27 protein-coding genes and 1 pseudogene are annotated in these 23,436 nt (G+C 57.6%); 27 read left to right on the top strand and 1 reads right to left on the bottom strand.

The annotated features are described in order from the left end of the window. Positions 1-57 precede the first annotated feature (57 nt). The 15 genes and pseudogenes from hisC to PHU01S_RS05205 all read left to right on the top strand — a co-directional run bounded on the left by hisC (position 58) and on the right by PHU01S_RS05205 (position 12,423). A complete protein-coding gene (hisC, locus tag PHU01S_RS05275) occupies positions 58-1,155 on the top strand; it encodes a histidinol-phosphate transaminase (RefSeq protein ID WP_127506546.1) in 1,098 nt (365 codons plus the stop codon). A 1-nt stretch (position 1,156) separates the two neighbouring features. Continuing rightward, complete coding sequence (locus PHU01S_RS05270; protein WP_021877917.1) at positions 1,157-2,251, top strand: prephenate dehydrogenase; 1,095 nt, start codon at positions 1,157-1,159, stop codon at positions 2,249-2,251. Between the two features lie 178 nt (positions 2,252-2,429). Next, positions 2,430-2,757: pseudogene (locus PHU01S_RS05265) on the top strand (IS1595 family transposase); the annotation flags it as partial. Between the two features lie 217 nt (positions 2,758-2,974). Then, the gene (locus PHU01S_RS05260) at positions 2,975-3,373 is read left to right on the top strand and encodes a DUF1801 domain-containing protein (protein ID WP_127506544.1); all 399 of its coding nucleotides are present in this window, start codon (positions 2,975-2,977) and stop codon (positions 3,371-3,373) included. 531 nt (positions 3,374-3,904) lie between these two features. Then, positions 3,905-4,498, top strand: coding sequence for an RNA polymerase sigma factor (locus tag PHU01S_RS05255; RefSeq protein ID WP_048746923.1), 594 nt, complete (start codon positions 3,905-3,907; stop codon positions 4,496-4,498). Between the two features lie 11 nt (positions 4,499-4,509). Next, positions 4,510-5,094, top strand: a complete 585-nt coding sequence (locus PHU01S_RS05250) for a hypothetical protein (RefSeq protein ID WP_127506542.1) — start codon at positions 4,510-4,512, stop codon at positions 5,092-5,094. A 70-nt stretch (positions 5,095-5,164) separates the two neighbouring features. Further along, positions 5,165-5,749, top strand: a complete 585-nt coding sequence (locus PHU01S_RS05245) for a histidine phosphatase family protein (protein WP_307721776.1) — start codon at positions 5,165-5,167, stop codon at positions 5,747-5,749. A 126-nt stretch (positions 5,750-5,875) separates the two neighbouring features. Beyond that, positions 5,876-7,096: a hypothetical protein gene (locus PHU01S_RS05240; protein ID WP_049867233.1), complete on the top strand. Its 1,221-nt coding sequence runs from the start codon at positions 5,876-5,878 to the stop codon at positions 7,094-7,096. A gap of 215 nt (positions 7,097-7,311) precedes the next feature. Then, positions 7,312-7,497: an IDEAL domain-containing protein gene (locus PHU01S_RS05235; protein ID WP_021877924.1), complete on the top strand. Its 186-nt coding sequence runs from the start codon at positions 7,312-7,314 to the stop codon at positions 7,495-7,497. Between the two features lie 223 nt (positions 7,498-7,720). Continuing rightward, positions 7,721-8,125 (top strand): DUF2487 family protein, encoded by a 405-nt coding sequence (locus PHU01S_RS05230; protein ID WP_048746927.1) that lies wholly within the window; start codon positions 7,721-7,723, stop codon positions 8,123-8,125. A gap of 270 nt (positions 8,126-8,395) precedes the next feature. Then, positions 8,396-8,929 carry a ubiquinol-cytochrome c reductase iron-sulfur subunit gene (locus PHU01S_RS05225; protein WP_021877927.1) on the top strand — a complete coding sequence of 178 codons (534 nt, stop codon included), beginning with the start codon at positions 8,396-8,398 and terminating at the stop codon, positions 8,927-8,929. 15 nt (positions 8,930-8,944) lie between these two features. Then, the gene (qcrB, locus tag PHU01S_RS05220) at positions 8,945-9,616 is read left to right on the top strand and encodes a menaquinol-cytochrome c reductase cytochrome b subunit (RefSeq protein WP_048746929.1); all 672 of its coding nucleotides are present in this window, start codon (positions 8,945-8,947) and stop codon (positions 9,614-9,616) included. Positions 9,617-9,635: 19 nt separating this feature from the next. Then, positions 9,636-10,514 carry a menaquinol-cytochrome c reductase cytochrome b/c subunit gene (locus tag PHU01S_RS05215; protein WP_021877929.1) on the top strand — a complete coding sequence of 293 codons (879 nt, stop codon included), beginning with the start codon at positions 9,636-9,638 and terminating at the stop codon, positions 10,512-10,514. Positions 10,515-10,617: 103 nt separating this feature from the next. Continuing rightward, a complete protein-coding gene (locus PHU01S_RS05210) occupies positions 10,618-11,259 on the top strand; it encodes a DUF1405 domain-containing protein (RefSeq protein ID WP_049867234.1) in 642 nt (213 codons plus the stop codon). A gap of 240 nt (positions 11,260-11,499) precedes the next feature. Next, positions 11,500-12,423, top strand: coding sequence for a sporulation protein YpjB (locus tag PHU01S_RS05205; RefSeq protein WP_127506540.1), 924 nt, complete (start codon positions 11,500-11,502; stop codon positions 12,421-12,423). A gap of 26 nt (positions 12,424-12,449) precedes the next feature. Here PHU01S_RS05205 and PHU01S_RS05200 read toward each other — a convergent pair whose 3' ends face one another. Further along, positions 12,450-13,331: a YitT family protein gene (locus PHU01S_RS05200; protein WP_127506538.1), complete on the bottom strand. Its 882-nt coding sequence runs from the start codon at positions 13,329-13,331 to the stop codon at positions 12,450-12,452. 138 nt (positions 13,332-13,469) lie between these two features. On the opposite strand from PHU01S_RS05200, the gene PHU01S_RS05195 reads away from it, so the two are divergent. The 12 genes from PHU01S_RS05195 to PHU01S_RS05140 all read left to right on the top strand — a co-directional run bounded on the left by PHU01S_RS05195 (position 13,470) and on the right by PHU01S_RS05140 (position 23,429). Continuing rightward, positions 13,470-13,808 (top strand): nucleotide pyrophosphohydrolase, encoded by a 339-nt coding sequence (locus PHU01S_RS05195; protein ID WP_049867236.1) that lies wholly within the window; start codon positions 13,470-13,472, stop codon positions 13,806-13,808. Between the two features lie 50 nt (positions 13,809-13,858). Then, positions 13,859-14,377 (top strand): tetratricopeptide repeat protein, encoded by a 519-nt coding sequence (locus tag PHU01S_RS05190; protein WP_021877935.1) that lies wholly within the window; start codon positions 13,859-13,861, stop codon positions 14,375-14,377. 45 nt (positions 14,378-14,422) lie between these two features. Next, positions 14,423-15,229: a 4-hydroxy-tetrahydrodipicolinate reductase gene (dapB, locus tag PHU01S_RS05185; RefSeq protein WP_048749002.1), complete on the top strand. Its 807-nt coding sequence runs from the start codon at positions 14,423-14,425 to the stop codon at positions 15,227-15,229. 43 nt (positions 15,230-15,272) lie between these two features. Continuing rightward, the gene (locus tag PHU01S_RS05180; protein ID WP_048749005.1) at positions 15,273-15,686 is read left to right on the top strand and encodes a methylglyoxal synthase; all 414 of its coding nucleotides are present in this window, start codon (positions 15,273-15,275) and stop codon (positions 15,684-15,686) included. A 4-nt stretch (positions 15,687-15,690) separates the two neighbouring features. Beyond that, positions 15,691-16,401, top strand: a complete 711-nt coding sequence (gene bshB1, locus PHU01S_RS05175) for a bacillithiol biosynthesis deacetylase BshB1 (protein ID WP_049867237.1) — start codon at positions 15,691-15,693, stop codon at positions 16,399-16,401. Positions 16,402-16,465: 64 nt separating this feature from the next. Next, positions 16,466-17,629: an N-acetyl-alpha-D-glucosaminyl L-malate synthase BshA gene (bshA, locus tag PHU01S_RS05170; protein WP_127506536.1), complete on the top strand. Its 1,164-nt coding sequence runs from the start codon at positions 16,466-16,468 to the stop codon at positions 17,627-17,629. After that, positions 17,626-18,993, top strand: coding sequence for a CCA tRNA nucleotidyltransferase (locus tag PHU01S_RS05165; RefSeq protein ID WP_127506534.1), 1,368 nt, complete (start codon positions 17,626-17,628; stop codon positions 18,991-18,993). The genes bshA and PHU01S_RS05165 overlap by 4 nt, the downstream gene beginning before the upstream one ends. Then, positions 18,990-19,970, top strand: coding sequence for a biotin--[acetyl-CoA-carboxylase] ligase (locus PHU01S_RS05160; RefSeq protein WP_021877941.1), 981 nt, complete (start codon positions 18,990-18,992; stop codon positions 19,968-19,970). Before PHU01S_RS05165 ends, PHU01S_RS05160 begins: the two co-directional genes overlap by 4 nt. Before the next feature lie 336 nt (positions 19,971-20,306). Continuing rightward, complete coding sequence (gene panB, locus PHU01S_RS05155) at positions 20,307-21,161, top strand: 3-methyl-2-oxobutanoate hydroxymethyltransferase (protein WP_048749013.1); 855 nt, start codon at positions 20,307-20,309, stop codon at positions 21,159-21,161. Beyond that, positions 21,158-22,051, top strand: a complete 894-nt coding sequence (gene panC, locus PHU01S_RS05150; protein WP_048749016.1) for a pantoate--beta-alanine ligase — start codon at positions 21,158-21,160, stop codon at positions 22,049-22,051. Before panB ends, panC begins: the two co-directional genes overlap by 4 nt. Positions 22,052-22,067: 16 nt before the next feature. After that, positions 22,068-22,451, top strand: coding sequence for an aspartate 1-decarboxylase (gene panD / locus PHU01S_RS05145; protein WP_021877944.1), 384 nt, complete (start codon positions 22,068-22,070; stop codon positions 22,449-22,451). A gap of 168 nt (positions 22,452-22,619) precedes the next feature. Next, positions 22,620-23,429 carry a hypothetical protein gene (locus tag PHU01S_RS05140; RefSeq protein WP_218032418.1) on the top strand — a complete coding sequence of 270 codons (810 nt, stop codon included), beginning with the start codon at positions 22,620-22,622 and terminating at the stop codon, positions 23,427-23,429. The last annotated feature ends 7 nt before the right edge of the window (positions 23,430-23,436 follow it).

Below are 23,436 nucleotides of genomic sequence, written 5' to 3'. Positions count from 1 at the left end.
CAATAGATGCCATAACGCAACACCCAGGCGGAAATCAATCATTGAGGTGACGATCCTATGCAAGCAAAGCGCAACATCTTACATCTGCCCGTCTACCAGCCCGGCAAGCCGGTGGAGGACGTCAAGAGGGAGCTTGGACTGGATGAAGTCATCAAGCTCGCCTCCAACGAGAACCCGTACGGCAGCTCGCCGCTGGCCCGTCAGGCCATCATCGCCGAGATCGAGAACAACAGCATCTATCCCGACGGAGCCAGCATCGAGCTGACGGCGGCCATGGCCGCCAATCTTGGCGTGCAGCCAGAGCAGCTGATCTGGGGCAATGGAGCGGACGAGATCATTCTTATGATCGCGCGCTCCTTCCTGGAGCCGGGAGACGAGACGATCATGGCCAGCGAGACGTTCTCCCAATACCGCCATAACGCCGTCGTGGAGAATGCCGTCATCATCGAGATTCCGCTCGTCGATGGCAGGCATGATCTTCCCGCGATGCTGGCAGCCGTAACGGACAAGACGAAGGTGGTCTGGATCTGCTCGCCGAACAATCCGACGGGCGCGATCGTGACGCAGGAGGAGCTGTCCTCCTTCATGAACAGCATCCGCAGCGACGTGCTTGTCGTGCTGGACGAAGCATACTGCCATTTCGTCGACGATGTGGACTACCACGACAGCCTCGAGCTGCTGAAGCGCTTCGACAACCTGATCTCGCTCCGCACCTTCTCCAAAATCTATGGACTCGCGGCGCTGAGGATCGGGTACGGAATCGCCCATCCTTCGGTCATCAACAGCATCAACCTGGTGCGGGAGCCGTTCAATACGGCCCGTGTCGCCCAGGCTGCAGCGAGGGCGGCGCTTGCCGACCAGGCCTTCGTCGACGGCTGCCGCGAGAAAAACATCCGCGAGCGCGATTACCTGCAAGGGGAATTCGACCGTCTTGGACTGAAGTATTTCCCGACTCAGGCGAACTTTATCTTCGTCGATGTGCGGATTCCTTCCAAGGATGCTTTCGACGCCCTGCTCCGCAAAGGCTTCATTACTAGGGCCAACTGGCCGAAGTCGCCGAACTGGCTGCGGATTTCCATCGGCAAGGCGGAGGACAACCGCAAGCTGATCGCGGCTCTGGAACAGGTTCTGAGAGAAGCGGCGGTGCTCGGGTAAGTTGGATACTAGAATCGCAGTTATCGGAGCCGGCCTCATCGGCGGCTCTCTTGCCCTTTGCTTCAAAGGAATGGAAGGATTCCATGTCACAGGATATTCCTACAGGCAGGAATCCGCAGACAAATACTTGAAGCTTCATGTCGTGGATGAAGCGACGACTTCGCTGGAGACGGCCGTCCAGGGAGCCGACTTCATCTTTCTGTGCGTGCCGGTGGGCTTGATCGGCGGCTATCTCGCCCAGCTCGGCAGGCTGCCGCTCAAGCCGGGCTGCATCATCACCGATGTGGGGAGCACGAAGGCCGGCATCATGGATGCGGCGTCGCAATGCGATCTGGGACGCGCCTTGTTCATCGGCGGCCATCCGATGGCGGGCTCCGAGAGAGCGGGAGTCGAGGCCGCTTCAAGGCATTTGTTCGAAAATGCCTTTTATATCCTCACTCCTCATCCTGCCGTGCCGGAGGAAGCTGTCGCGAGGCTCGGCAGCCTGCTTGCCTTGACGAACGCGCGAGTCGTGTCGATGGACCCCGTCCAGCATGACCGCATCGTCGGAGCGATCAGCCATCTGCCGCATCTGATCGCAGTCGCCCTGGTCAACCAGGTGCAGAAGCGGAACGAGGATTCCGGCATGTACGCCATGCTGGCGGCAGGAGGATTCCGGGACATTACGCGGATTGCATCGAGCGATCCGACCGTATGGAGAGATATTCTGCTGGACAATCGCGATGTCGTGCTCGACCTGCTCGACGAATGGAAAGGCGAGATGAGCCGTTTCGCCGATATTCTGAGGGAAGGGGACGGGGAGGCTGTCAGCGAAGCGTTCCGAAGCGCGGGCGAGTTCCGCGATTCGCTGCCGGAGAGGCGCCGAGGCGTGCTGCAATCCGTCTATGAATGCTACATGGACGTGCCGGATCATCCCGGCATCATCGGCAAGATCGCCACGGAGCTTGGCAACCGCAGGATCAACCTCAGCAACCTGCAGATCATCGAAAGCCGCGAGGATGTGCCGGGCGTGCTCAGGCTCAGCTTCCGCACGCAGGGCGATCTGGATCAAGCCGTCGACGTGCTGGAGCAATTCGAATATACCGTCAAGTTCTGATTGAATGGAAGATCCCGGCTCCCGGGATCTTTTTTTTTGTATGTTGCAGGGCTAGCCGTCAGCCTTCCTATCCAAAGGATCAATCTTCAAAAAGTCTATTTTTCTCTTCCAAAATGGCTATGTTAATCTTTGTTGTTGATATTGGATAGATGCGAACCAATGTTCTGAAATGAGGGTAATATCACGTACCCCACTTCAACGAACAAGGAGACCTCATATTTGGGTTCGTTTGATTGAATGTATGATTGAGGGATTTTCTCTGAGAAAATGTGCAGAACAATTGAACGGTGAAGTCGCGCATGTCACCTTGGTTTACTGGCGGCATAAGATTCTCGCGGCTCTGAAGCAGATTCCGACCGAAGTATTTCAAGGTATCGTTGAAATTTCTGTATTCGGAAAAGGGCAAGCGGAATATTGCAGAACGCCAGCCACGTAAACGTGGTGGGAAAGCCAAATATCGTGGGATTAATAATGACCAAGCATGGGTTCTCGTTGCCCGTGGCCGTTCGCCATCTCGACAGCAAGGAGTATGAGAACACAGCGTCGAACTAAGAAAAACCTGTTGGTGTCCTCATGCCTGTTTTCTGTAAAAGATACAACGGAGTGGCAACAAAGTACCTGGAGCATTTGGAATCGAAATTAAATTGACCATATCGTAGGTTGAAAATGGTTCAAAGTCCAAAATTAGTACTGAGCAATTAAATGTGCATAGGAGTGATCAAAATGGCGAAGCTTCCAGGCGAACGACAAGTCGAAGAATATTTACAGAATCTTGTACATCCATTGAAAAGGGAAATTGAAGAGGTCCGTAGGATCGTCTTAGGTACGGATAGGGAGCTTTCCGAACATGTGAAATGGAATGCACCGAGTTTCTGTTTTCATGATGATGATAGAATAACCTTCAACCTTCATGGAAATGGCTTTTTTAGACTTGTGCTTCACCGAGGAGCCAAAGCAAAAGAAAGCATAAACGTGAAGCGTTACTTCGAAGATGTGCAAGGACTAATGGAATGGGTAACAAATGACAGAGCCACAATAAGGTTTACCGATATAAAAGATGTCGAAGTTAAAAGAGAGCTCCTAAAAGAAGTGGTCAGAAGGTGGGTAGACGTAACGTTATAACAAGCATGGACGGCGCTGAACTATTGGTGCGATAGACCCTGTAAAGGGCGGTTTATTAAGGCAATATTTTGGCTGAAAATCAACTATGTTAATGAACATAGCCTCCATAATAAAAAAATGAAAACGCTTATTGACAAATTGAAAACGGATACATTATACTAGCACTACAGTATGGTTTCTCTCCACTCCTATCCAACTCCATCGCACGTCTTGTGCGGGCCGCCTTTTATAAGGCGGCTTTTTGTTTTTCTTAAACTTTCCTCATTTTCCGATATTACCTCCGAGCCCATGCTACAATACAGTGAGTTTTGGGCCATCCAATTATTGGGTAATGATTCTTGTCGAAGGCGGCAGGATTATGAAATTCCTTATCGAATTGGAATCTATACAGAATGAGATCCGCCGTTCCGAAATACTCATAAGAGGCTTCGAACTTTTTTTCTTCAGACAGCGCAACTTTCTGCAGCCGCTCCGGTACAATTGTTTAACCGGAACGGAATATTTGCAGGTGAGGAGGTACTACCGCCTGTCATGCTTGATTCCGAACTTATCCGGCAAATCAAAGACGGAAATATTGAGCTCTACTCCGAATTAATGAGGCGTTACCAGCGCAAGATCATGTCTTTCATCCTTCATATGCTGCGAAGCTCCAAGATGGAGCTTGCCGCGGAGGACCTGTGCTCCGAAACCTTCTACAAGGCCTATCGAAGCCTGAGCTCCTTCCGTGAGGTGGATGCCCAATTTTCCACCTGGCTGTACACCATCGCGCGCAATACGGTGCTCAGCGAGCTGCGCAAGCAGCGCAGCATACATATCCCTCTCGAAGAGAGCGGGCTGATGCCGGCAGCGCCGGAGGAAGCCGCTCCAGAGCAGCAGATCCTTCAGGGGGAGCGCATGTCGCTCGTGAGAGATGCGATCCGCACCTTGCCCGAGAAGCAGCGTTCCGCGCTTGTGCTGAGAGAATATGATGGATTGGATTATCAGGAAATCGCTGATATTCTTGGAGGCACGGTCAGCTCGGTCAAATCCTTGCTCTTCCGCGCCAGAAGCAGCGTGAAGATGCAGCTGGAGCCTTACTTCGAAGAGGTTGCGAGCGAAGATTTCGAAGGGATGAAGCTGCGATGAAATGCGATGAAGTGCAGGAGGCGCTCGGCCTTTACTGGGATCTCCCCGAAGGCGACCCTTTAAAGCTGTCCGTCGACCTGCATTTGAAGCATTGCATAGCTTGCAAGGAAGATTTCCGCTTGTGGGAGGAAAGCGAGCTGCTGATCAGGCAGCTCGCGGAGGAAGACGAAGCTGCTTCCTGGGAATCCGCTGAGTCAGTCAACCGACAGGTTATGGATCGAATTTATGCGGAAGACGGGTACAATCCCAAGCCGCGACTGTTTCATCCGCTGGGCAGGCATTTGAACAACCGGGTTTCGGCTGCTGTGGCAGCTTGCCTGGCGATGTTTACGACCAGCTTGTTATACGTGCTGTTAAGCCGCGGCGACGCGGATTCGGAAACGGCTACCCAGACCGGATTGATGGAGACCGCAAGCGCCTCATCGGGCACGATGTTCAAGGCGAGCTTTTCTGCCGACACTCCCGTAGCCCAGGTCAGCGATCCGTTCATACTCAATATCGTGCCGACAACGCCGCAATATTGGATCATCTTGTCCATGCTGGGGCTGGTACTGATTTTGTTCATGCTGAATTGGCTTTCGCGAATTCGCAAATAAGGGTAAGACCGTTTCCGGCTGCATTTGCGGCCGGATTTTTAGGTTCAGAACGAAGGAGAGAATGGACAAGATGATGAAGCTGGGGCTGATCCGTCATGGGAAGACGGATTGGAATGCAGAGGGACGAATTCAAGGCATTACGGACATACCGCTGAACGGGGAAGGGCGGGATCAGGCCGGAAGGCTTGCGGACAGGCTGCTCAGGGACGGCGACATATGGGATGGAGTCGTGACCAGTCCTTTGGTCCGTGCGCGGGAAACCGGGGTAGTCATCGCCGAGAAGCTGGACATTCCGCTGCTCGAGCCGGAACCGCTTCTGACGGAGCGCAGCTTCGGTCTTGTAGAGGGGACAAAGGAAGCGGAAAGAATCGAGCGTTGGGGAGCGATGTGGCGGACCCATCCAGATGCGGGCATCGAGTCGGATGAACGCGTGCAGGAGCGTGGCCAAGCCTTCGTCGCCCGCATGGAGGAGCAGTACCCTGATTCCAGGCTGCTCGTCGTTACGCACGGAAGCTACCTGGCCCAACTGCTGGAAGTTCTCTGCGACGGACTCAGCCAAACCTATCTCAACAACATGTCCTATTCCATTCTTGAGTTCGACGGCAGCAAGTGGACGCCGCTGCTTCATAATTGCACCCTCCACCTCGAGAGCTGAGCCGAGTCGAGTCCGGTTATACGTCACCTTCGCCTTTCGGCGAAGGTTTTTTTTCGTTCCCGCCATGTCTTAAACGTCGAGGATCTTCCCATAATGGTACTAGCAAATGGCAGGAGGGAAGAGAGAATGAACTTCGCGGATATGCTGGGTTACGCCGATATCGCCCAGCTCAGCCGGATAGCGGACGTATACCAATGCGAGTGCAACGGACATTCCAAAAACGAGCTGATTCAGTCGATCCTTTCCAAGGTGGGATCAAGGGAAGTTTTCGAGGCTCAGGTGGGCAGCATGCGTTTGGAAGATTTGCGCTTCATCAACTCTCTGCTATTCGACAAAAGGGAATTGTTCAGCCTGGAAGAGTTGATCGCGCGGGTGCAATCGAGCAAGCTTCAAGACGATGAGGCGGCTGCCGTGTCGCGGATAGCGGAAACGAAGCGTCCGCATGCGGACAGCGTCCCGAAAAACCGCCGCAAGGGCAAGGCTCAGCCCGTGCCTGAATCGGGTCCAAGGGAAATCATCTCCCGCTTCAAGCAGCAAGGCTGGCTGTTCAACGGAATCAGCGGCCCGGAGCGTTATCTGTTTCAAATTCCGAAAGATCTGAAGGTGAAGTTCCGCGATACGCTGAGACGTCGCTTCCGCGAGAGCCTCGTCTATGCGGGCGAGCCTTCCGTGTACCGGGATGAACAAGAGCTGCTCGGCGAGGATGTGCATGCCTTGCTCTCTTATGTCCGCCATCACGAAGTGCCGCTGACGAGAGACGGATATATGCACAGGCGCACAGTCATGCAGATCATGGAGAGCTTCGGCGTGCAGGAGGAGCCCCCGGCCAAAGCGGCTTTCCGCTTCGGATACGGGCGCCGGTTCCGGGAATATCCCGAACGATTCTCGCTGGTCTATGACTATTGCTTCTATAATAAGTGGCTCGTGGAAGATGAGGATGTGCTCGTCTTGTCGGAGAGGGGAACCGAGGCGCTGCTGGACAGGCGCGCGGCGACTGCCGAACAGCTCTATCGCTTCTGGCTCCGGCTGTATAAGGGCGCAGTCCCGAATCTTCTGTCCCTCGCCCATTGGATCGACGATTTGGCGGACCGCTGGGTGACGGCGGATTCGCTCCGCGCCGTCCTGCTTCCCTTCATCAAGCCTTATTACTACGATACGGCCGATTCCGTGATGGACAAGCGGATTCTCATGATGCTTCTGCATCTGGGCATGCTGCGGATCGGGGAGGACGAGAAGCTGGGCACCGTCGTGAGGATGACCAAGCTGGGAAGCGCGGTCGTGGCCGGCGTCCATGTGGAGCATCAGGACGTGCTGCATGTCGAAGCGGGCGGCGGCACCATACTCTAGCAAGTCGCACTCGGGCTGCCGCACATTTGATTGGGGCCGGGCTTCTGTAATCTTCCTGCCGAAGTAAGGCGGAATAGAATGATAGCAGAAGAATGGCTGCGGGCAGTCTCTACATCTGTACGCTCTACCTGAAAGGAAACTAGCAGCGGGCATCATGAAGATCTGGGAGAGAGCTTGTATAGGTGCACGGATGATTCGATACGGAGGTGTATCCTATGATGGACAAATTGAAAGCGAACTATGAAGTCATGCTGGGTCTGACAGCTGAAATGATCCTGGATGAAGCCTTGCTTAAATTTCGCAGAGCCAAAATCTATGCAGCCATAAACGATGCGCTCGAAACCGGAGACAGGGATCGCTTCCAGAAGCTGTCCGAAGAGTGGAACGCTCTCCGCCGCTGAGTTGTCCCGCTTCATGTCGGCCTTCGGTCCGGCCGCTTCCGCGGCTGGCCGGAGGCTGTCTTTTTTTGCCGCGACGGACGGGCCTCGACCCGCATGCCGGCTGCTGCCGGGGAATGGAACCATGAAGGCGCAGCGTAAGAATCCGGCAGGCTGAGGATGTTGGCAAAAGAGTCCCTTCAAGGTAACATAAGGAAGGCGAAAATAACAAAGGAAGTGGAACAGCATGAAATTCAGCGAAATTGAACGTCAGCGCTGGCCCGAGCTGCAGCCGTACATGGATACTTGCCTGCTTCCGGTAACCGGCCTATCCGGCACGGAATCTCCTTGGCAGGCGGCCGAGGCGCTCGAGAAGCTGCGCGATCTGCTTGACGCGGCGGAAATTCCGTTCAAGGGCAGAATCATTTCTTATCCGGCGGTGCAGTACCGCTTCGGCCATGAACTGTCCGAATTGGACGAGCTGATCAGGAAAGTCAAAAGCGGAGGCTTCCGCTATGTCATCGCCGCATCGGCCGCGGTCGACCTGTCGGGGCTGGAGGAGGCGGATCTGGCGCTTGGACCGGATGACAGCGGAGCGCTGCCGGGGCCTTCCGACATCTCCTTGCGGATCCGGGAATTATGGAAAGCCTGAGGATGCGGAATGAAGCTTCCGCGACGAATGGGATGCATAATTTCTTTCCGCGAAGGGGAAACCATTTGTCAGGGAATGATTGTAAACTCGCCCCGTGCGATCGCCCTCAAATGTGACAAATTAGCAACAAAGATGGGAGCGATTTTTGAACAATGAACTTCCAAATTCTTGACGCTCCCAAACGTCTAAAGTATGATAGGAATTGCTTGGTTCGACACGGAATGTCTGGCGGACAAGGCATCCGATATGGTTGCAAAGGGGGTTGAACAGATGAGTACTCACGAAAATCAAGAATCCGCACACGCTCCCGTGAAGCGCAAGGAAATGTCGAGAAGGCAGTTTTTGGCTTACACCCTCGGAGGAGCCAGCGCATTCATGGCCGGCGGAGCCGTCCTGCCCATGATCCGGTTCGCCGTTGATCCGCTGCTGGAGAAACGCTCCGCAGGCAGCTTCGTCAAGGTTGTGGAAGAGAGCAAAGTGAAGGTCGGCGAGCCGACGGAGTTCAAGTTCAAAATCCATCAAGTCGACGGGTGGTATGTAAGCGATCCCGAGCAGGCCGCATGGATTATGAAGGACGACAACGGCAAGATTTTCGCGCTTTCTCCGATCTGCAAGCACTTGGGCTGCACGATCGGCTGGAACACCGAGAAAAACAACGAATATGTGTGCCCTTGCCACGGCGCCCACTACACCGTAGACGGCAAAAACCTGTCTGTAGCGCCGGCTCCTCTTGACGAGTATCAGATCAAGATCGAGAACGGCTTTGTTTACCTGGGCGATATCGTTCCGAACACAAGGGTTTAGGAGGCGTTAATTCAGATGTTTAAAAGCGTATACAACTGGATCGACGAACGTCTTGACGTGACGCCCCTGTGGAGGGATGTTGCGGACCATGAGGTGCCGGAGCATGTCAATCCCGCGCATCACTTTTCAGCCTTCGTTTATTGTTTCGGAGGATTGACGTTCTTCATTACCGTTATCCAGATACTGTCCGGCATGTTCCTCACCATGTACTACGTACCGGATATTATCAACGCTTACGCGAGCGTGGACTATCTTCAGCACAAGGTGCCGTTCGGCTCGATCGTGCGCGGCATGCACCACTGGGGAGCCAGTCTCGTTATTGTCATGATGTTCCTACATACGCTTCGCGTCTTCTTCACCGGATCCTACAAGGCTCCGCGCGAGATGAACTGGGTTGTCGGCATGCTGATCTTCTTCATCATGCTTGGACTCGGCTTCACCGGTTACCTGCTTCCTTGGGATAACAAAGCGTACTTCGCAACCAAGGTCGGCATTCAGATCGCCGATTCGGTGCCTTATATCGGGGAGTACATCAAAGTCTTCCTGCAGGGAGGAGACATCGTCGGAGCGACTACGCTGACCAGGTTCTTCGCGATTCACGTGTTCTTCCTTCCAGGCGCCCTGCTGGCTCTGCTGGCTGCGCACTTCTTGATGATCCGCAAGCAAGGCATCGCGGGTCCTCTATAACGGTAGAGGAGGGACTCACATGGCGCACGGCAACAATTCAAACGAAAAAGTCGTTTATGTCGGCGACTCCCGTGTTCGCAAGCGCGAAACCGTCAACAGCATCCCGCCGGACTACACTTCCTTCCCGGGACGTTCGGAAGCCTTCATACCGAACTTCCTGCTGAAGGAATGGATGGTCGGCTGCGTCGTGCTCGTCGGATTCCTCGTGCTTACGATCGCAGAGCCGCCACCGCTCGGATATCCGGCGGACCCGACCAACTCGGCGTTCATTCCGATGCCGGACTGGTACTTCCTGTTCCTGTACCAGCTGCTCAAGTATCCTTGGGTATCGGGATCGTACGTACCGCTAGGCGTTATGGGCGTACCGGGCGTCGCTTTCGGCTCGCTGCTGCTCGCCCCGTTCCTGGATACGGGCAAGGAGCGCCGCTTCTACCGCCGTCCGATCGCAACGACTCTCATGCTCTTGTCGCTGGTGTCGTGCTACTATCTGACCAAGGTCAGCTGGGATCACTATCAGCATGAGCTCGAGATCACCAATACGGTGCCGGAGCATATCGAGCGTGAGGAAAAAGCCCGCGAAGCGGCCGCTTCCGGCGAAGAACCGCCTTCGGCAACGAAGCCGAAGGAGGACGTCGCTCTCGTCGATGCCGACAACGCCGGCGTGAAGACGATCATGGAAAAGGCCAAATGCATGACTTGCCACGGCACGGACCTCAAGGGCCAAGCCGGAGCGAAGATTCCATCCCTGCACGGCGTCGGCGATCTGCTGGACAAAGCGCAGCTGACGGAAATCGTCACCAACGGCAAGGGCGGCATGCCGGCCTTCAAGGACACTCTTTCCGCGGAAGAGATCGATACGCTCACCACTTGGCTCGCCAAGCAAAAAGCGGCTCAATAAGACAACCAGCCTGATCGTTCCCGGACGATCAGGCTTTTTCGTCAACCGACGCTTATCATTATTTAAAGGGCGACACGCACGCTAACCAAGGAGGCTCATCGTCTTGTTTTCGAATTTGTTCAGCCGCTACGCTTTGTTGAATCGCCGATTCCTGTGGCTGCTGCTCGTCGTCAACGCGCTCGGCACCGTGTACGGATACTATTGGTACAAAGGACAGCTGGAAGCGACCGTCGACGCCGGCAATCCGCTCTGGCAGCTTGTTTTTGTTCCGGACAGCCCGACAGCCAGCCTTTTCTTCACCTTGAGCCTGCTTTATCTGCTCTTTCCGCCTGGAAATCAGGGACGGCTCGGCAGGACGGTCCGTGTCGCCATTGAAGGGCTGGGGACCGTTACGTCCGTGAAATACGGCATCTGGGCAACGACGATCATCCTTGCCGGCGCAGCCCGCGGCGAGATGCTGGAGCCCGCCCATTTCATGCTGATGGCTTCTCATCTGGGCATGGCGCTGGAAGCTCTGCTCTATGTCCGATTCATGGCCTTCGGCAAGCTCGCCGCGCTCGCCGCGTTCGGCTGGCTGCTGCTCAACGATTATTGCGATTACCACTACGGCATTTACCCTTATCTTCCCAACGCGCTGGAGAACGATGTGCCCGCCGTGCGTACTTTCACGATCGGCTTGTCGATATTCAGCCTGCTGGCCGTCTGGCTGGCGCAGACGCTTGGACGCAGAAGGCAGCAGCGCTGACTGCTTGCCACAACGAATCCGAGCCCTGAATGAGCCCGATGTCTCCATGCATGCGCTGTGAACGCCGGCTAACCGCTTGCCTGAAACGGGATTGCGAGTTGACCGCTTGCAGCAATGCCGAGGGCCGTGCATGCCCGCTCCCATGTCAAGCTTCTATCGCAAGCTTCTATCCCAAGCGTACAAGCCGTACATATCTCCCTATCCGCAAGCATAGTAGTAGGATAGACAGGAGGGATAGGCATGTCCGGCAAATGGACTGGAGTGTGGATCGGCTTATTGGCAGGGGCGGCTGCCCTGCTGCTGCTGCATGGAGCGGTGTTCGCATCGGGCGGCGCATACATCGGCAATTCGGAGACCGGCTCGGCTGCCGAGCCCGCGCAAAGATTCCGGAGCACCGCGAACAACCTGTATTCGGCCGTCGTGAACGGGGACCGCAGCGGCTCCTATTACGAGCTTGTCAAGCTTGCGAAGCTGGCCGGAGACCGCGGCCTGCGCTCTCATGGATATAGTGCCGGCTGGGCGGCGGTTGACAAGAGCCTGTCCGATGCCAAGGCAGCGCTGTCCGCAGGGACAGAAGCGGACAAGCTTCTGGAGGCTGCGTCGAGGCTGAGGCTGGCAGCGGACAGCCTGGCGGGAGGCGGAGAGGCGTTATGGCTGCAGTACGAGCCTCTGCTCAAGGAGGATGCCCGGCAGGTCGCGATCGCCTGGACGACCAGCGGCAGCTTGGCCAAGTCTGCGGCAGCGGCGAGGCTTGCCACCCTCGAGCGGCACTGGGAGGTCATCGAGCCGGCCGTGCTGCTGAGCCGCGATCCGCTCCAGGCCGAGGCGATGAGGGAGGCTGTGGCCTACAGCGGAAAGCTGCTGAAGGCGAGCGGCGACCCTCAATCGGCTTGGATCATTCAATCGTTCCGTTCCGTTTCGGAGACGGCGGACACGCTTTTCCGCGCCGCAGGGTCCGAAGGCAACGATGCGACGGAGCCTGCCGTCGCGCCGCCGGCGAGTCCGAACATGCCGGGAGGCTGGATGCTTTATGCGCTTGTGCCGCTCATTGCCACTGTGCTGGGCTATGCCGGCTGGAGCAATTACCGAGGCGGCCAGCACGGCGTCCGGGTGCATCCGGCCAAAGGCGAGCCGCCAAGCCATAACGGAGTCGCCCGCAAATAAAAAGAAGAAGCCTGGCCGGCAACCGGTCAGGCTTCTTCTTTGAATCCTTCTCCAAGCACGTCATGGACGTCGTTGATCACGATGAATGCGCGGGGGTCGATGCTGCGGACGATCATGCGAAGAGTGCGGATTTCCTGACGCGACACGACGCAGTAAACGACTTGCTTGTCCGTTTTGGAGTAGGCTCCGACGGCGGGAATAAGCGTGACGCCTCGCTCCATTTCCACGGTGATCTTGTCGGCGATGGCCTCGCCGTGCTCGCTGATGATGGAGAACGCCTTGGCCGCATACGCGCCTTCCTGAATGAAGTCGATCAGCTTGGAGGCGATGAACACGGCGACGAGCGTGTAGAGCACCTTCTCCTTCGGAATGTAGATGAGCGACAGGCCTATGATGATGGCATCCGACGCCAGAATGATCTGGCCCATGCTCCATCCTTTGGAGCGGGTGAGGATGCGCGCGGCGATATCGACGCCGCCTGTCGTGCCGCCGAAGCGGAAGACGATGCCGAGGCCCATGCCGAGCGTGACGCCGGCGTAAAGGGCGGCCAGAATGAAATCATGCTCGGCGTAGAAAGGCACCATCCATCCGGCCGAAATCGCTTTTTCAAAGATAGCCAGAAATACGGACAGGCTGACCGTCCCGATGATCGTCATGACCATGGACAGCTTGCCGAGAATGCGGAGGCCGACCAGGAACAACGGAATGTTCAGGACAAGCGTCGTGATGGACAGCTTCCATCCGAGCGCATAGTTGAGGAGGATGCCGATGCCGGTGACGCCGCCTTCCATGAGCTGGTTCGGGAGGACGAAGTATTGCAGGCCGAAGGCGTAAATGGCAGTTCCCAGCATGATCGGGAAGATCGTGCGATAAATGTAGTTCCATTGAATCTTGGACAATTTGGACATAGACGGTTTCTCCTTGAAAATCGCTTGGCTTGCCTGCCATGGGCGCGAGCCGTTAATGGGCAGGGGCTTAAATATTGTGTTCAAAACTGCTTTAGGATAACATAGGTAAAGATACCTTGCAAAGAAGGGAACTTGTCCATGAGCGAAAAATCTCTTGCCGCCATCCAGCGGGAAGTCGACGATTACATAAGCCAGTTCAAGGAAGGCTACTTCAGCCCCTTGTCCCTCATGGCCAGACTCACGGAAGAATGCGGCGAGCTGGCGAGAGAAATCAACCATACGTACGGAGAGAAGCCCAAGAAGCCGGACGAGGCGGACAATTCCGTCGAGATGGAGCTGGGGGACATCCTTTTCATCCTCAATTGCTTCGCCAATTCGCTGAACATCGATCTGACGAAGGCGCATGATGCCGTCATGCACAAGTTCAATACGAGGGACGCGGACCGCTGGACCCGCAAAAACGGCGAACCGCAATAAAGCTCCGGGCATATGCTGTACCATCATCCTCTGAGAAGGAAGGTGGGCGGATGGACGGGGAAAGCTGCATCAAGAAAGCATACGAATCCATACTCGGCGGCGACTTCGACGGCGCGATCGGATGGTTCCGGCAAGCAATCGACCTGGAGCCTGACAATGCGTCTTTTCATTATAAATGCTCCGTCTCCTGCACGCGCAGCGGCAGATGGGAGCTCGCCCTTCATCATGCCAAGCTTGCCAGCGAGCTGGATCCGGGCCATGCGGAGTACCGATTCCATCTGGATGTCGTGGACTCCCGCAGGCTCGTCTCGGATGCCAAGCTGCTGCTGGCGGCCGGCCCTGCCAATGCCTCCGAGGCTCTTCTATTCGCCCAGGAGGCCCGGCTGCTGGATCCGCTCAACGCCGAGGCCAGCCTCGCGGCGGGACAATGCTATTACGTGCTCAATCGGCTCCAGGATGCAAAAGATTGCGTAATGGAAGCATGCAGGCTGGATCCTTCCTCTGAGGAAGCCCGCATTCTTCTGCGCAAGCTGAACCGGGCGATCAAGCCGACGAACAAGCCGCGCTGAACGGTATGGAGCAATCCGACTATTTAACTCGAGGGGATCGATATCATGAATACTCCTATCAAAGTCGCGGTAGCCGGCGCTTCCGGAAGAATGGGCAGAGAGGTCGTCAAGCTGGCGCTGCAGGATGAAAGCTTTCGGCTGACAGGCGCCATGTCCCCGTCGGCCGGGGCTGTCGACGCGGGCCGCCTTGTCGGTCTCGAGCCATGCGGCGTGACGGTGTCTCCATCGCTGGAGGCGATGCTGGACAGCGGTGAAATCGACGTTCTCGTCGATTTCACCGTGCCGCAGTCCGCTTACTCCAACACTCTGGAAGCCGTAACGCGCGGAATCCGGCCCGTCGCCGGCGTGACAGGCTTTACCCCGCAGCAGATCGCCGAGCTGGACGAGCTGTGCAAGCAGCAGGGAATCGGCGGGCTGATCGCGCCGAATTTCTCCATCGGGGCGATTCTGATGATGAAATTCGCCGCGGAAGCTTCCAAACATTTTCCCCATCTTGAAATCATCGAATACCATGGGGACCAGAAGCTGGACGCCCCCTCCGGCACTTCCATCAAGACGGCCGAGCTTATCTCCGAGGCGCGGCGCGAGCTGAAGCAAGGCAATCCTCGCGAGGAAGAGACGATCGAGGGCGCCCGCGGCGGCTACTACGACGGCTTCAGAATCCACAGCGTGAGGCTGCCCGGCGTGTTCGCCCAGCAGGAGGTCGTCTTCGGAGCGTTCGGACAGACGCTCAAGATCCGCCATGATTCCTATGACAGAGCCGGCTATATGCCTGGCGTCGCCCATGCGATCAAGAAAGTGATGACATATGAAGGCCTCATCTATGGTTTCGAACATATCATGGAGCCATGACAGCCGCACAACAAACGCATCGATACATGAAGGAGTGAGAGCGATGCTTAGCATTGCATTTATCGCGCATGACCGCAAAAAAGACGAGATGGTCAACTTCGTCACCGCTTACGAGGAAGCTTTCGCCGGCAGCAAGCTGTATTCGACCGGCACGACAGGCTCGCGCATTATGGAGAAGACATCCCTCAACATCCACCGCTATATGTCCGGTCCGCTCGGCGGCGACCAGCAGATCGGAGCGCTCGTCGCCCAGGACGAGCTCGATCTCATCATTTTCCTGCGGGATCCGCTCATGGCCCAGCCGCATGAACCGGATATCATCGCCCTGCTGCGCCTCTGCGATGTCCAGGGCATACCGGTAGCGACCAATATCGCGACCGCGGAGCTGCTCGTCAAGGCGATGCAGCGGGGGGACTTCGCTTGGCGCGAGCTGGTCCACAAATACAAGCCGGAGTAAGAGGATGAGACAGCAGACAGACATCCTCGTCTTCGGCGCCCATGCGGACGATGCGGAGATCGGCATGGGCGGCACGATCCTGAAGCATACCGATGCCGGAATGACGGTCGGAATCTGCGATTTGACGGAATCGGAGATGAGCTCCAACGGAAACGTCGAGCTGCGCAAGCAGGAAGCCGAGACTGCCGCCGGAATACTCGGCCTGACCGTCCGCAGCTGCCTGGGCCTTCCCGACCGCGGCCTGACGGGGGATGCATCCCAGCTGGCTGCCATCACCAAGGAAATCAGGCTGCGCAAGCCCAGAATCGTGTTCGCTCCCTATTGGCAGGACCGCCATCCGGATCACAACGCGGCCAGCGCCATGGTCGAAGAAGCGGTATTCAACGCCAAGCTGAGACGTTATTTGCCGGATTCGGACCTGGAGCCGGTCAACGTGGAGCAGCTTGTTTTTTATTACATCAACGACCAGCGCGACATCGCCTTGACCGTGGACATCAGCAGCTTCATCGGCCGCAAGCTCGAAGCGCTGTCGGCGTACGAATCGCAGTTCGCCCCGGCAGCAGCAGGCGACGGCAGGGTGGACACGCCATTGACTCAAGGCTATGTCAAGCGGGTCGAATATCGCGACTACTTGACCGGACAAGCTGCGGGCTTTTCCCATGCGGAAGGCTTTGCGCTCAAGAAGCCTCATCCGGTGTCGTATTTTATCGGCTGATGCCTAAAGCCCCGTCAAGGGGAATACATATGGAAGCAGAGCGCCACGAGCGGGAGGAACCCACATGACCAGAAAACTGAAAATCGGGATTACCTGCTACCCGACCCTAGGCGGATCGGGCGTAGTCGCGACCGAGCTCGGCAAGCTGCTGGCCGAGAACGGACATGAAATCCATTTCATCACGCACAGCATTCCTTTCCGGCTGGGCCAATTCCACAAAAATATTTTCTTTCACGAGGTCGAGGTCAACAACTATTACGTCTTCCGCTATCCTCCCTACGATCTCAGCCTCGCCAGCAAGATGGCTCAGGTCGCGGAGATGCAGAAGCTCGACATCCTGCATGTCCACTATGCGATTCCACATGCCGTATGCGCGTTTCTGGCCAAGCAGATTCACGGCAAAGGCCTGAAAACGGTGACGACGCTCCATGGCACCGACATTACAGTGCTGGCGCAGGACGAGTCGCTGAAGGACCTGATCCGTCTCGCCATTCACGAGAGCGACGCGGTGACGGCCGTCTCCCAGGATCTGATCCGCGAGACGAGGGAGCTTCTGGATATTACGACTCCAATCGACTTGACCTACAATTTCGTGGACAAAAGAGTCTATTATCCTCGGGATACATCCAGCCGGAGAGGGGATTACGCCGCGCCGGACGAGAAAATCCTGATGCATATTTCCAACTTCCGTCCGGTCAAGCGGGTCGGCGATGTCATCGACATCTTCCGCCGGGTATCGGAGCATGTCCCTTCCAAGCTGCTGCTCGTTGGAGAAGGACCCGAGCTGTCGCGCATCCAGTGCCAAATCCGCGAAATGGGCTTGGAAAACCGGGTGCATTTCCTCGGCAAGCAGGAGGACGTGGCCGAAGTCATTTCCCTGGCGGACCTCATGCTGCTTCCATCCGAGAAGGAAAGCTTCGGGCTAGTCGCGCTTGAAGCGATGGGCTGCGGAGTTCCGACGATCGGGTCCACGGCAGGCGGCATTCCCGAGCTCGTCTCGCATGGAGAGACCGGCTTCCTGTCGCCGATCGGCGACACGGCCGATATGGCGCGCAATGCGGCGAGGCTGCTGACGAATCCGTCCATGTACAATCAGTTCCGCAGCGCGTGCATCAAGCGCGCTTACGGAGAATTCTGCAATGAACGGATCACGCGCGAATACGAGAAGATCTATTACCGGGTGCTCGGCATGGAGGCGGAGCTGCCCGTGCCGGCTTGCGAGGGATGAACGGGGAGCCCATCAAGCCGCTTCCTCAAGAGATGCGGGATGCGGCTCCTGTGCTGACGAGGCTGCAGGAGGCGGGCCATACCGCCGTATTCGTAGGCGGCTGCGTTCGCGACATGCTGCTTGGGCTGCCGCTCAAGGATGTCGACATTGCGAGCTCCGCTTCTCCGGAAGAAGTGATGGAGCTGTACCCGAACAGCATTCCGACCGGCCTTCAGCACGGAACCGTAACCGTACGGCATGGGGGAGAGCTGTACGAGGTGACGACCTTCCGCACGGAAGGGGAGTACGCCGATCACCGGCGTCCGTCCGAGGTATCGTTCATCCGGGAGCTTGCAGGCGACCTGCAGAGGCGCGACTTCACGATCAATGCGATGGCTCTGCATCCGGACGGAGCTCTGGTGGATCCGTTCGGCGGCATGTCGGACCTGCGGCGCGGGCTTATCCGCGCCGTAGGGAATCCCGAAGCCCGCTTCGGCGAGGACGCGCTGCGGATGCTGCGGGCCGTTCGGTTCGCGTCTGTCTACGGCTTCCGGCTGTCCCATTCGACCTGGCGGGCATTGCTCGGCCATCGCGGCAGCCTGAAGCATGTCTCAATGGAAAGAATAGGCTTGGAGCTTGACCGCATCGCTGCAAAAGGGAGCATCTCATCCGGTGTTTCCTGGCTGTATGCAAGCGGGCTTGCGGAATGCTTCAAGGAGCCTCTGCTGCTGCCGGGCGGGCTGCTGCCGCACCCCGGTCCCGCCCATAAGCATAAGATGCTGCACAGAAAAAATGAGGCAGCCGACAGCCTGTCCGGCAGGCTCGCCGCCCTGGACAAGCTCACCGATGGGGAGCAGCGCTGGCAAGGGCTGTTCATCGTGCTCGGGATGGACAAGGACATGGCCGGGGAATGGTTCCGGCGGCTGCGGTATTCGCGGGCCCGCAAGGAGAAGCTGGAATCCGTGCTCTCGATCCATCGCCGGATGACCGGCTGTGGTGACAAGCCCGTCTCTTCGGAATGGCATGCCGCTGTGCTCGGCATCGGCGCGGAGGCCGCCGAGAGCTGGCTGCGCTTGATGGAGGAGGCGGCTTCGGCGGGACTTGGACTAGACTTCGAAGCGCTGCCTCCCGGCTGCGAATCTTCCGCCGCGGAGATCCGGACCTGGATGGAGCGGATGCCGGTACGCGGCATCGGCGGCCTGGCGGTGGACGGCAAGGATATCCAGCAGCGGATCGGCGCCCGGCCGGGACCTTGGATGGGGAGGCTGCTGGAACGGCTGGCCCTGGAGGCTGCCGGACAATCGATACCCAATGAACGCCAGCCTCTGCTGGAACGAGCGGCAGAGCTGTATGATCAGGAGCAAGGAGGCATGGCGCCGTCATGAATACGGAAGAATTGCTTCGACTTTTCGAAGAAAGCGGCGACGAATTCCTCTCGGGGGAAGCGGTCAGCAGGGAGCTTGAAGTGAGCCGGACGGCAGTCTGGAAGCAGATCCGCAAGCTGGAGGAGGCGGGATTCGTCTTCGAGGCCTCCCGTAAGCGGGGATACAGGCTGATATCCAAGCCGGACCTGTTGACGGAGGAGTCGATAGCGGCCCATCTGCAGACCCGGGAATTCGGCCGCAGGCTGCTGCTGATGGACAAGGTGGATTCAACCCAGAACATTGCAGCCCAGCTCGCCGAACAAGGAACAGAGGAAGGGACGCTCGTGCTGGCGGAGCAGCAGCTGAGCGGCCGCGGCCGGATGGGCCGCGGCTGGGTGTCGCCGTACGGCAAGGGGCTCTGGATGAGCCTGGTGCTCCGTCCGCCGCTGCCGGTCAGCAGCGCACCGCAGCTGACCCTGCTTACGGCGGTCGCCCTATGCCGGGCGCTGAGGCTGCAGACCGGGCTGGATATCGGCATCAAATGGCCCAACGATCTGCTTCATGAAGGCAAGAAGCTGAGCGGCATCCTGCTGGAATCGGCAGCCGAGGACGAGCGGATCCGCCATATCGTGGCCGGCGTCGGCATCAGTGTAAATCTGGCTGAGGGCGACTATCCGGATGAGCTGCTGGAGCGTGCGGCATCGCTGCGCATCGCGGCAGGCCGCACCTTCGACCGGGCGCTAATCGCGGCCGCCTTCCTGAACGAATGGGAGTCGCTGTACAAGGTTTATCTGGCGGAAGGATTCGCTCCGGTCAAGCTTCTGTGGGAAGCCTTGTCGGTGTCTCTGCACCGCAAGATCGCCATCTCGACTCCTCAGGGAGTTATCCAGGGAACGCCTATCGGGCTTCATGAGAGCGGAGCGCTTCAGGTCGAGCTCGAGGACGGCACGATCACGGCGTTGTTCTCGGCCGAAATGGGCGAGCCCGTCCGATCCTGATTTTTCAAGCCGGTCCTGTAAAAGGGCCGGCTTTTGGCTTCGTTTACGGAGATGAATGGATCTGTTATACTGGAGGTGACCGGGCGGTATCGACAAAATCCGAACCGCACTGGCACAGCCGGGCAGAAGCTCAGTTCATCTGCCGTTTCACAGAAGGAATGTTGCATGACCAGCAGTGCGTTGACTTTTGCTCTGAGCCGCTTCAGGACCGAGACAAGAGGAAAGCCCGCAGGCGTTTTTGACATCCTTTTTCGGGCTGGATCTTTTAGCGGCGGCTAAAAGGTTTTTTTGTGTTCAAACTAACCTGGATGGGTACCGAAAGGGGAACAACGCGAAATGAAACAAGCGCTCACGATTACGAAACTGCAAAAAATGAAGGCAGAGGGAGAGCCGATCACGATGGTGACGGCATACGATTACCCGTCGGCCAGACTGGCAGAAGAAGCGGGAATCGACACTATTCTCGTCGGCGATTCGCTCGGAAATGTCGTGCTCGGGTATGACACGACCGTACCGGTAACGCTGGACGATATGATATATCACGCGCGGTCGGTCGCGCGCGGAGCACAGAACACGTTCCGCATCGTCGACATGCCGTTCATGACGGCGCGCATCAGCCGGGAGGAGACTCTTCGGGGGGCGGGACGCCTCATGCAGGAAGGCCACGCCCATTCCGTCAAGATCGAGGGCGGCGAGGAGATCGCGGAGCATGTCGCCGCTTGCGTGCAGGCCGGCATTCCCGTCATCGGCCATATCGGCCTGACGCCTCAGTCCGTACACCAGCTGGGCGGATACAAGATCCAAGGCAAGCTGGAAGCAGAGGCGGCTCGCCTCGAAGCCGACGCGCTCGCCCTGCAGCAGGCAGGCGCTTACGCGGTCGTCCTTGAGCTTGTCACGGAACCGATTGCGACGGCCATCTCCGGCAAGCTCACGATTCCGACGATCGGCATCGGAGCCGGTCCCGGCTGCGACGGGCAAGTGCTCGTCTACCACGATCTGATCCAGTACGCATCTCCATACCGCGCGAAGAAATTCGTGAAAACCTACGCCGATGTCGGATCGACGATCCGCGAGGCGCTCGGCCAGTATGTCAGCGAAGTCAAGGGCCGCAGCTTCCCGGCGGCCGAGCACACTTTCGGAGCTGCCGCTGCCGCGCCGGTCGGCGCTCTGTACGGAGGCGAACGGAAATGAACGCAGCAGCTGTCAAAACGGAACCGCTCGTGCTGAGGACCCTATCCTCCCTTCGGGAGGAGCTGTCCGCTCGGCGGGCGGCCATGCCGCAGCTCCAGATCGGCCTCGTGCCGACGATGGGCTATCTCCATGACGGGCACGGCAGCCTGATCCGCCGTTCCGCGGCGGAAAACGGCTTGACCGTTCTGAGCATCTTCGTCAATCCGCTGCAGTTCGGGCCGAACGAGGATCTCGACCGCTATCCGCGCGACGAGGAACGAGACCTGCGCCTCGCGCGCCAGCAAGGCGCCGATATCGTCTTCATGCCGAGCGTCGAGGAGATGTATCCGCGCAAGCCGCTGACGAGAGTGCTGGTCTCCGAAGTGACCGAAGCTCTTTGCGGCGCTTCCCGCCCCGGCCATTTCGACGGTGTCGGCACGGTCGTAAGCAAGCTGCTCAATCTGGTGAAGCCTCAGAAAGCTTACTTCGGGTTGAAGGACGCCCAGCAGGTGGCGGTCGTGCAGCAAATGGTCGACGATCTCAATTTCGACGTCGAGATCGTTCCCTGCCCGACGGTGAGGGAACAGGATGGATTGGCGCTCAGCTCGCGCAATGTCTACCTGACGCCGGAGCAGCGGCAGCAGGCGCTCGTCCTTTCCCGGACGCTGCGGACCGCTGCGGACTGGGCCAAGGAGCCCGGCATGACAGCGGGCGCTCTGGAAGCCCGGGTGAGGTCGGCCATAACCGAAGCGCCGCTTGCCGCCATTGACTATGCGGAGCTGAGAAGCTATCCTTCATTGGAGGCCTTGCTTCCCGGCGTCAAGCTGAGCGGCTTCGGACAACCGATGCTGCTCGCCCTTGCGGTGAAGTTCGGCTCGACGAGACTGATCGACAACGCGATACTCCACTGACAGGAGGTCAGGACTAATGTTCCGTACCATGATGAAATCCAAGCTGCACCGCGCGACGGTGACGGAAGCGAACCTGAACTATGTAGGAAGCATTACTATAGATGAAGCTCTGATGGAAAAGGCGGATCTCTGGGCGAACGAGAAAGTCCAGATCGTCAACAACAACAACGGGGCCCGGCTGGAGACGTATATCATTCCAGGTCCGCGGCATTCGGGCGTCATCTGTCTCAACGGAGCGGCAGCCCGTCTCGTGCAGCCGGGCGACAAGGTCATCATTATTTCCTATGCGGCCATGTCCGAAGAGGAAGCCCGCGCCTACAAGCCGAAGGTTGTCATTCTGGACGACGGCAACCAGCCGGTCCAGGTTATGGATGAAGAAGTTCATGCCGTCATCCTTTAATCCTTATCCTTACGTCTGAGGGAACTGCTCCGCAGGGTATACAAAAGGGCGCCAAAACACAGAATGAGGGTACCGGAGAGAGCTTGACCGGTCATTGCTGTCATTTGCATAGCCTTTATTCCCTGTGGAAGGCGGGTGTCCGGGATGTTTCAACAGCTGTTTGCCGTTATGAACGATCTGCTGGACGACATCATGCTGCGTTACCCGCATTGCAGCTCCGAAGAACGCAAAGAGATGCTGGAGCAGCTCGCCCAGCTGCGAGGAATCAGCGACCAGTTCATTGAGGAATGGCTTCGCCTGGAAGAGAAAATGGCGGATTTCCGCGAGGAATTCCCGGCAGCGGCGGCATCCGCAGGCATCACGGCCGGCACATCCTTCCCCTTGCCTGAAATCGCGGTAGCTGGAGGTGCGCAGTCCGCTGCCGCCACAGGAGCTTCCGACAGCCGGATCGCAGGCACCGGCATGGTCACCGCGGCTATGAAGGAAGCACCCTGCGGTCCGGCGATCGCCAATGGGATGGACATGGCTTCCAAGCCCCATCAGGGATCGTTCGCCATGGATGTGTCGGGCGACAATGTGGAGAGGATTGCCAAGGGCCAAGGATATTTCAAGCTTTTCATGTTTCCGCAGGCGGCCCGGCATTTCCAGGAAGCGGTGGAATGCTCGCCGGAATGCGATCTGGCCCGCATGTATTTGGCCATGACGCTGATGCATCTGCAGCAATGGAGCGATGCCGAGCTTCATTTCAAGCTGCTCGTCAGCCTCACGGACCACCCCCGCTGGCAGGCGATCGGCTTCAATGCGCTCGGCTGCATACAGGCGGTGCGCCTCAACATGGACCATGCGGAGAGGCTGTTCCGGCAGGCGCACAAAATCGATCCGGCTTTTGAGGATCCAATAACCAATCTCAAGTCATGCCGGCAGACTCCCGGGCCCTTATCCCTTTATTTCGGGAGTGCGGAGCTGACTTGCCTGTGAGAGGAAG

It is taken from the genome of Paenibacillus humicus NBRC 102415 (genome assembly GCF_004000905.1).
GTDB lineage: Bacteria > Bacillota > Bacilli > Paenibacillales > Paenibacillaceae > Paenibacillus_O > Paenibacillus_O humicus.
Note: the sequence above shows the minus strand (reverse complement) of the source record. Positions and strands in the feature narration are given on the sequence as shown.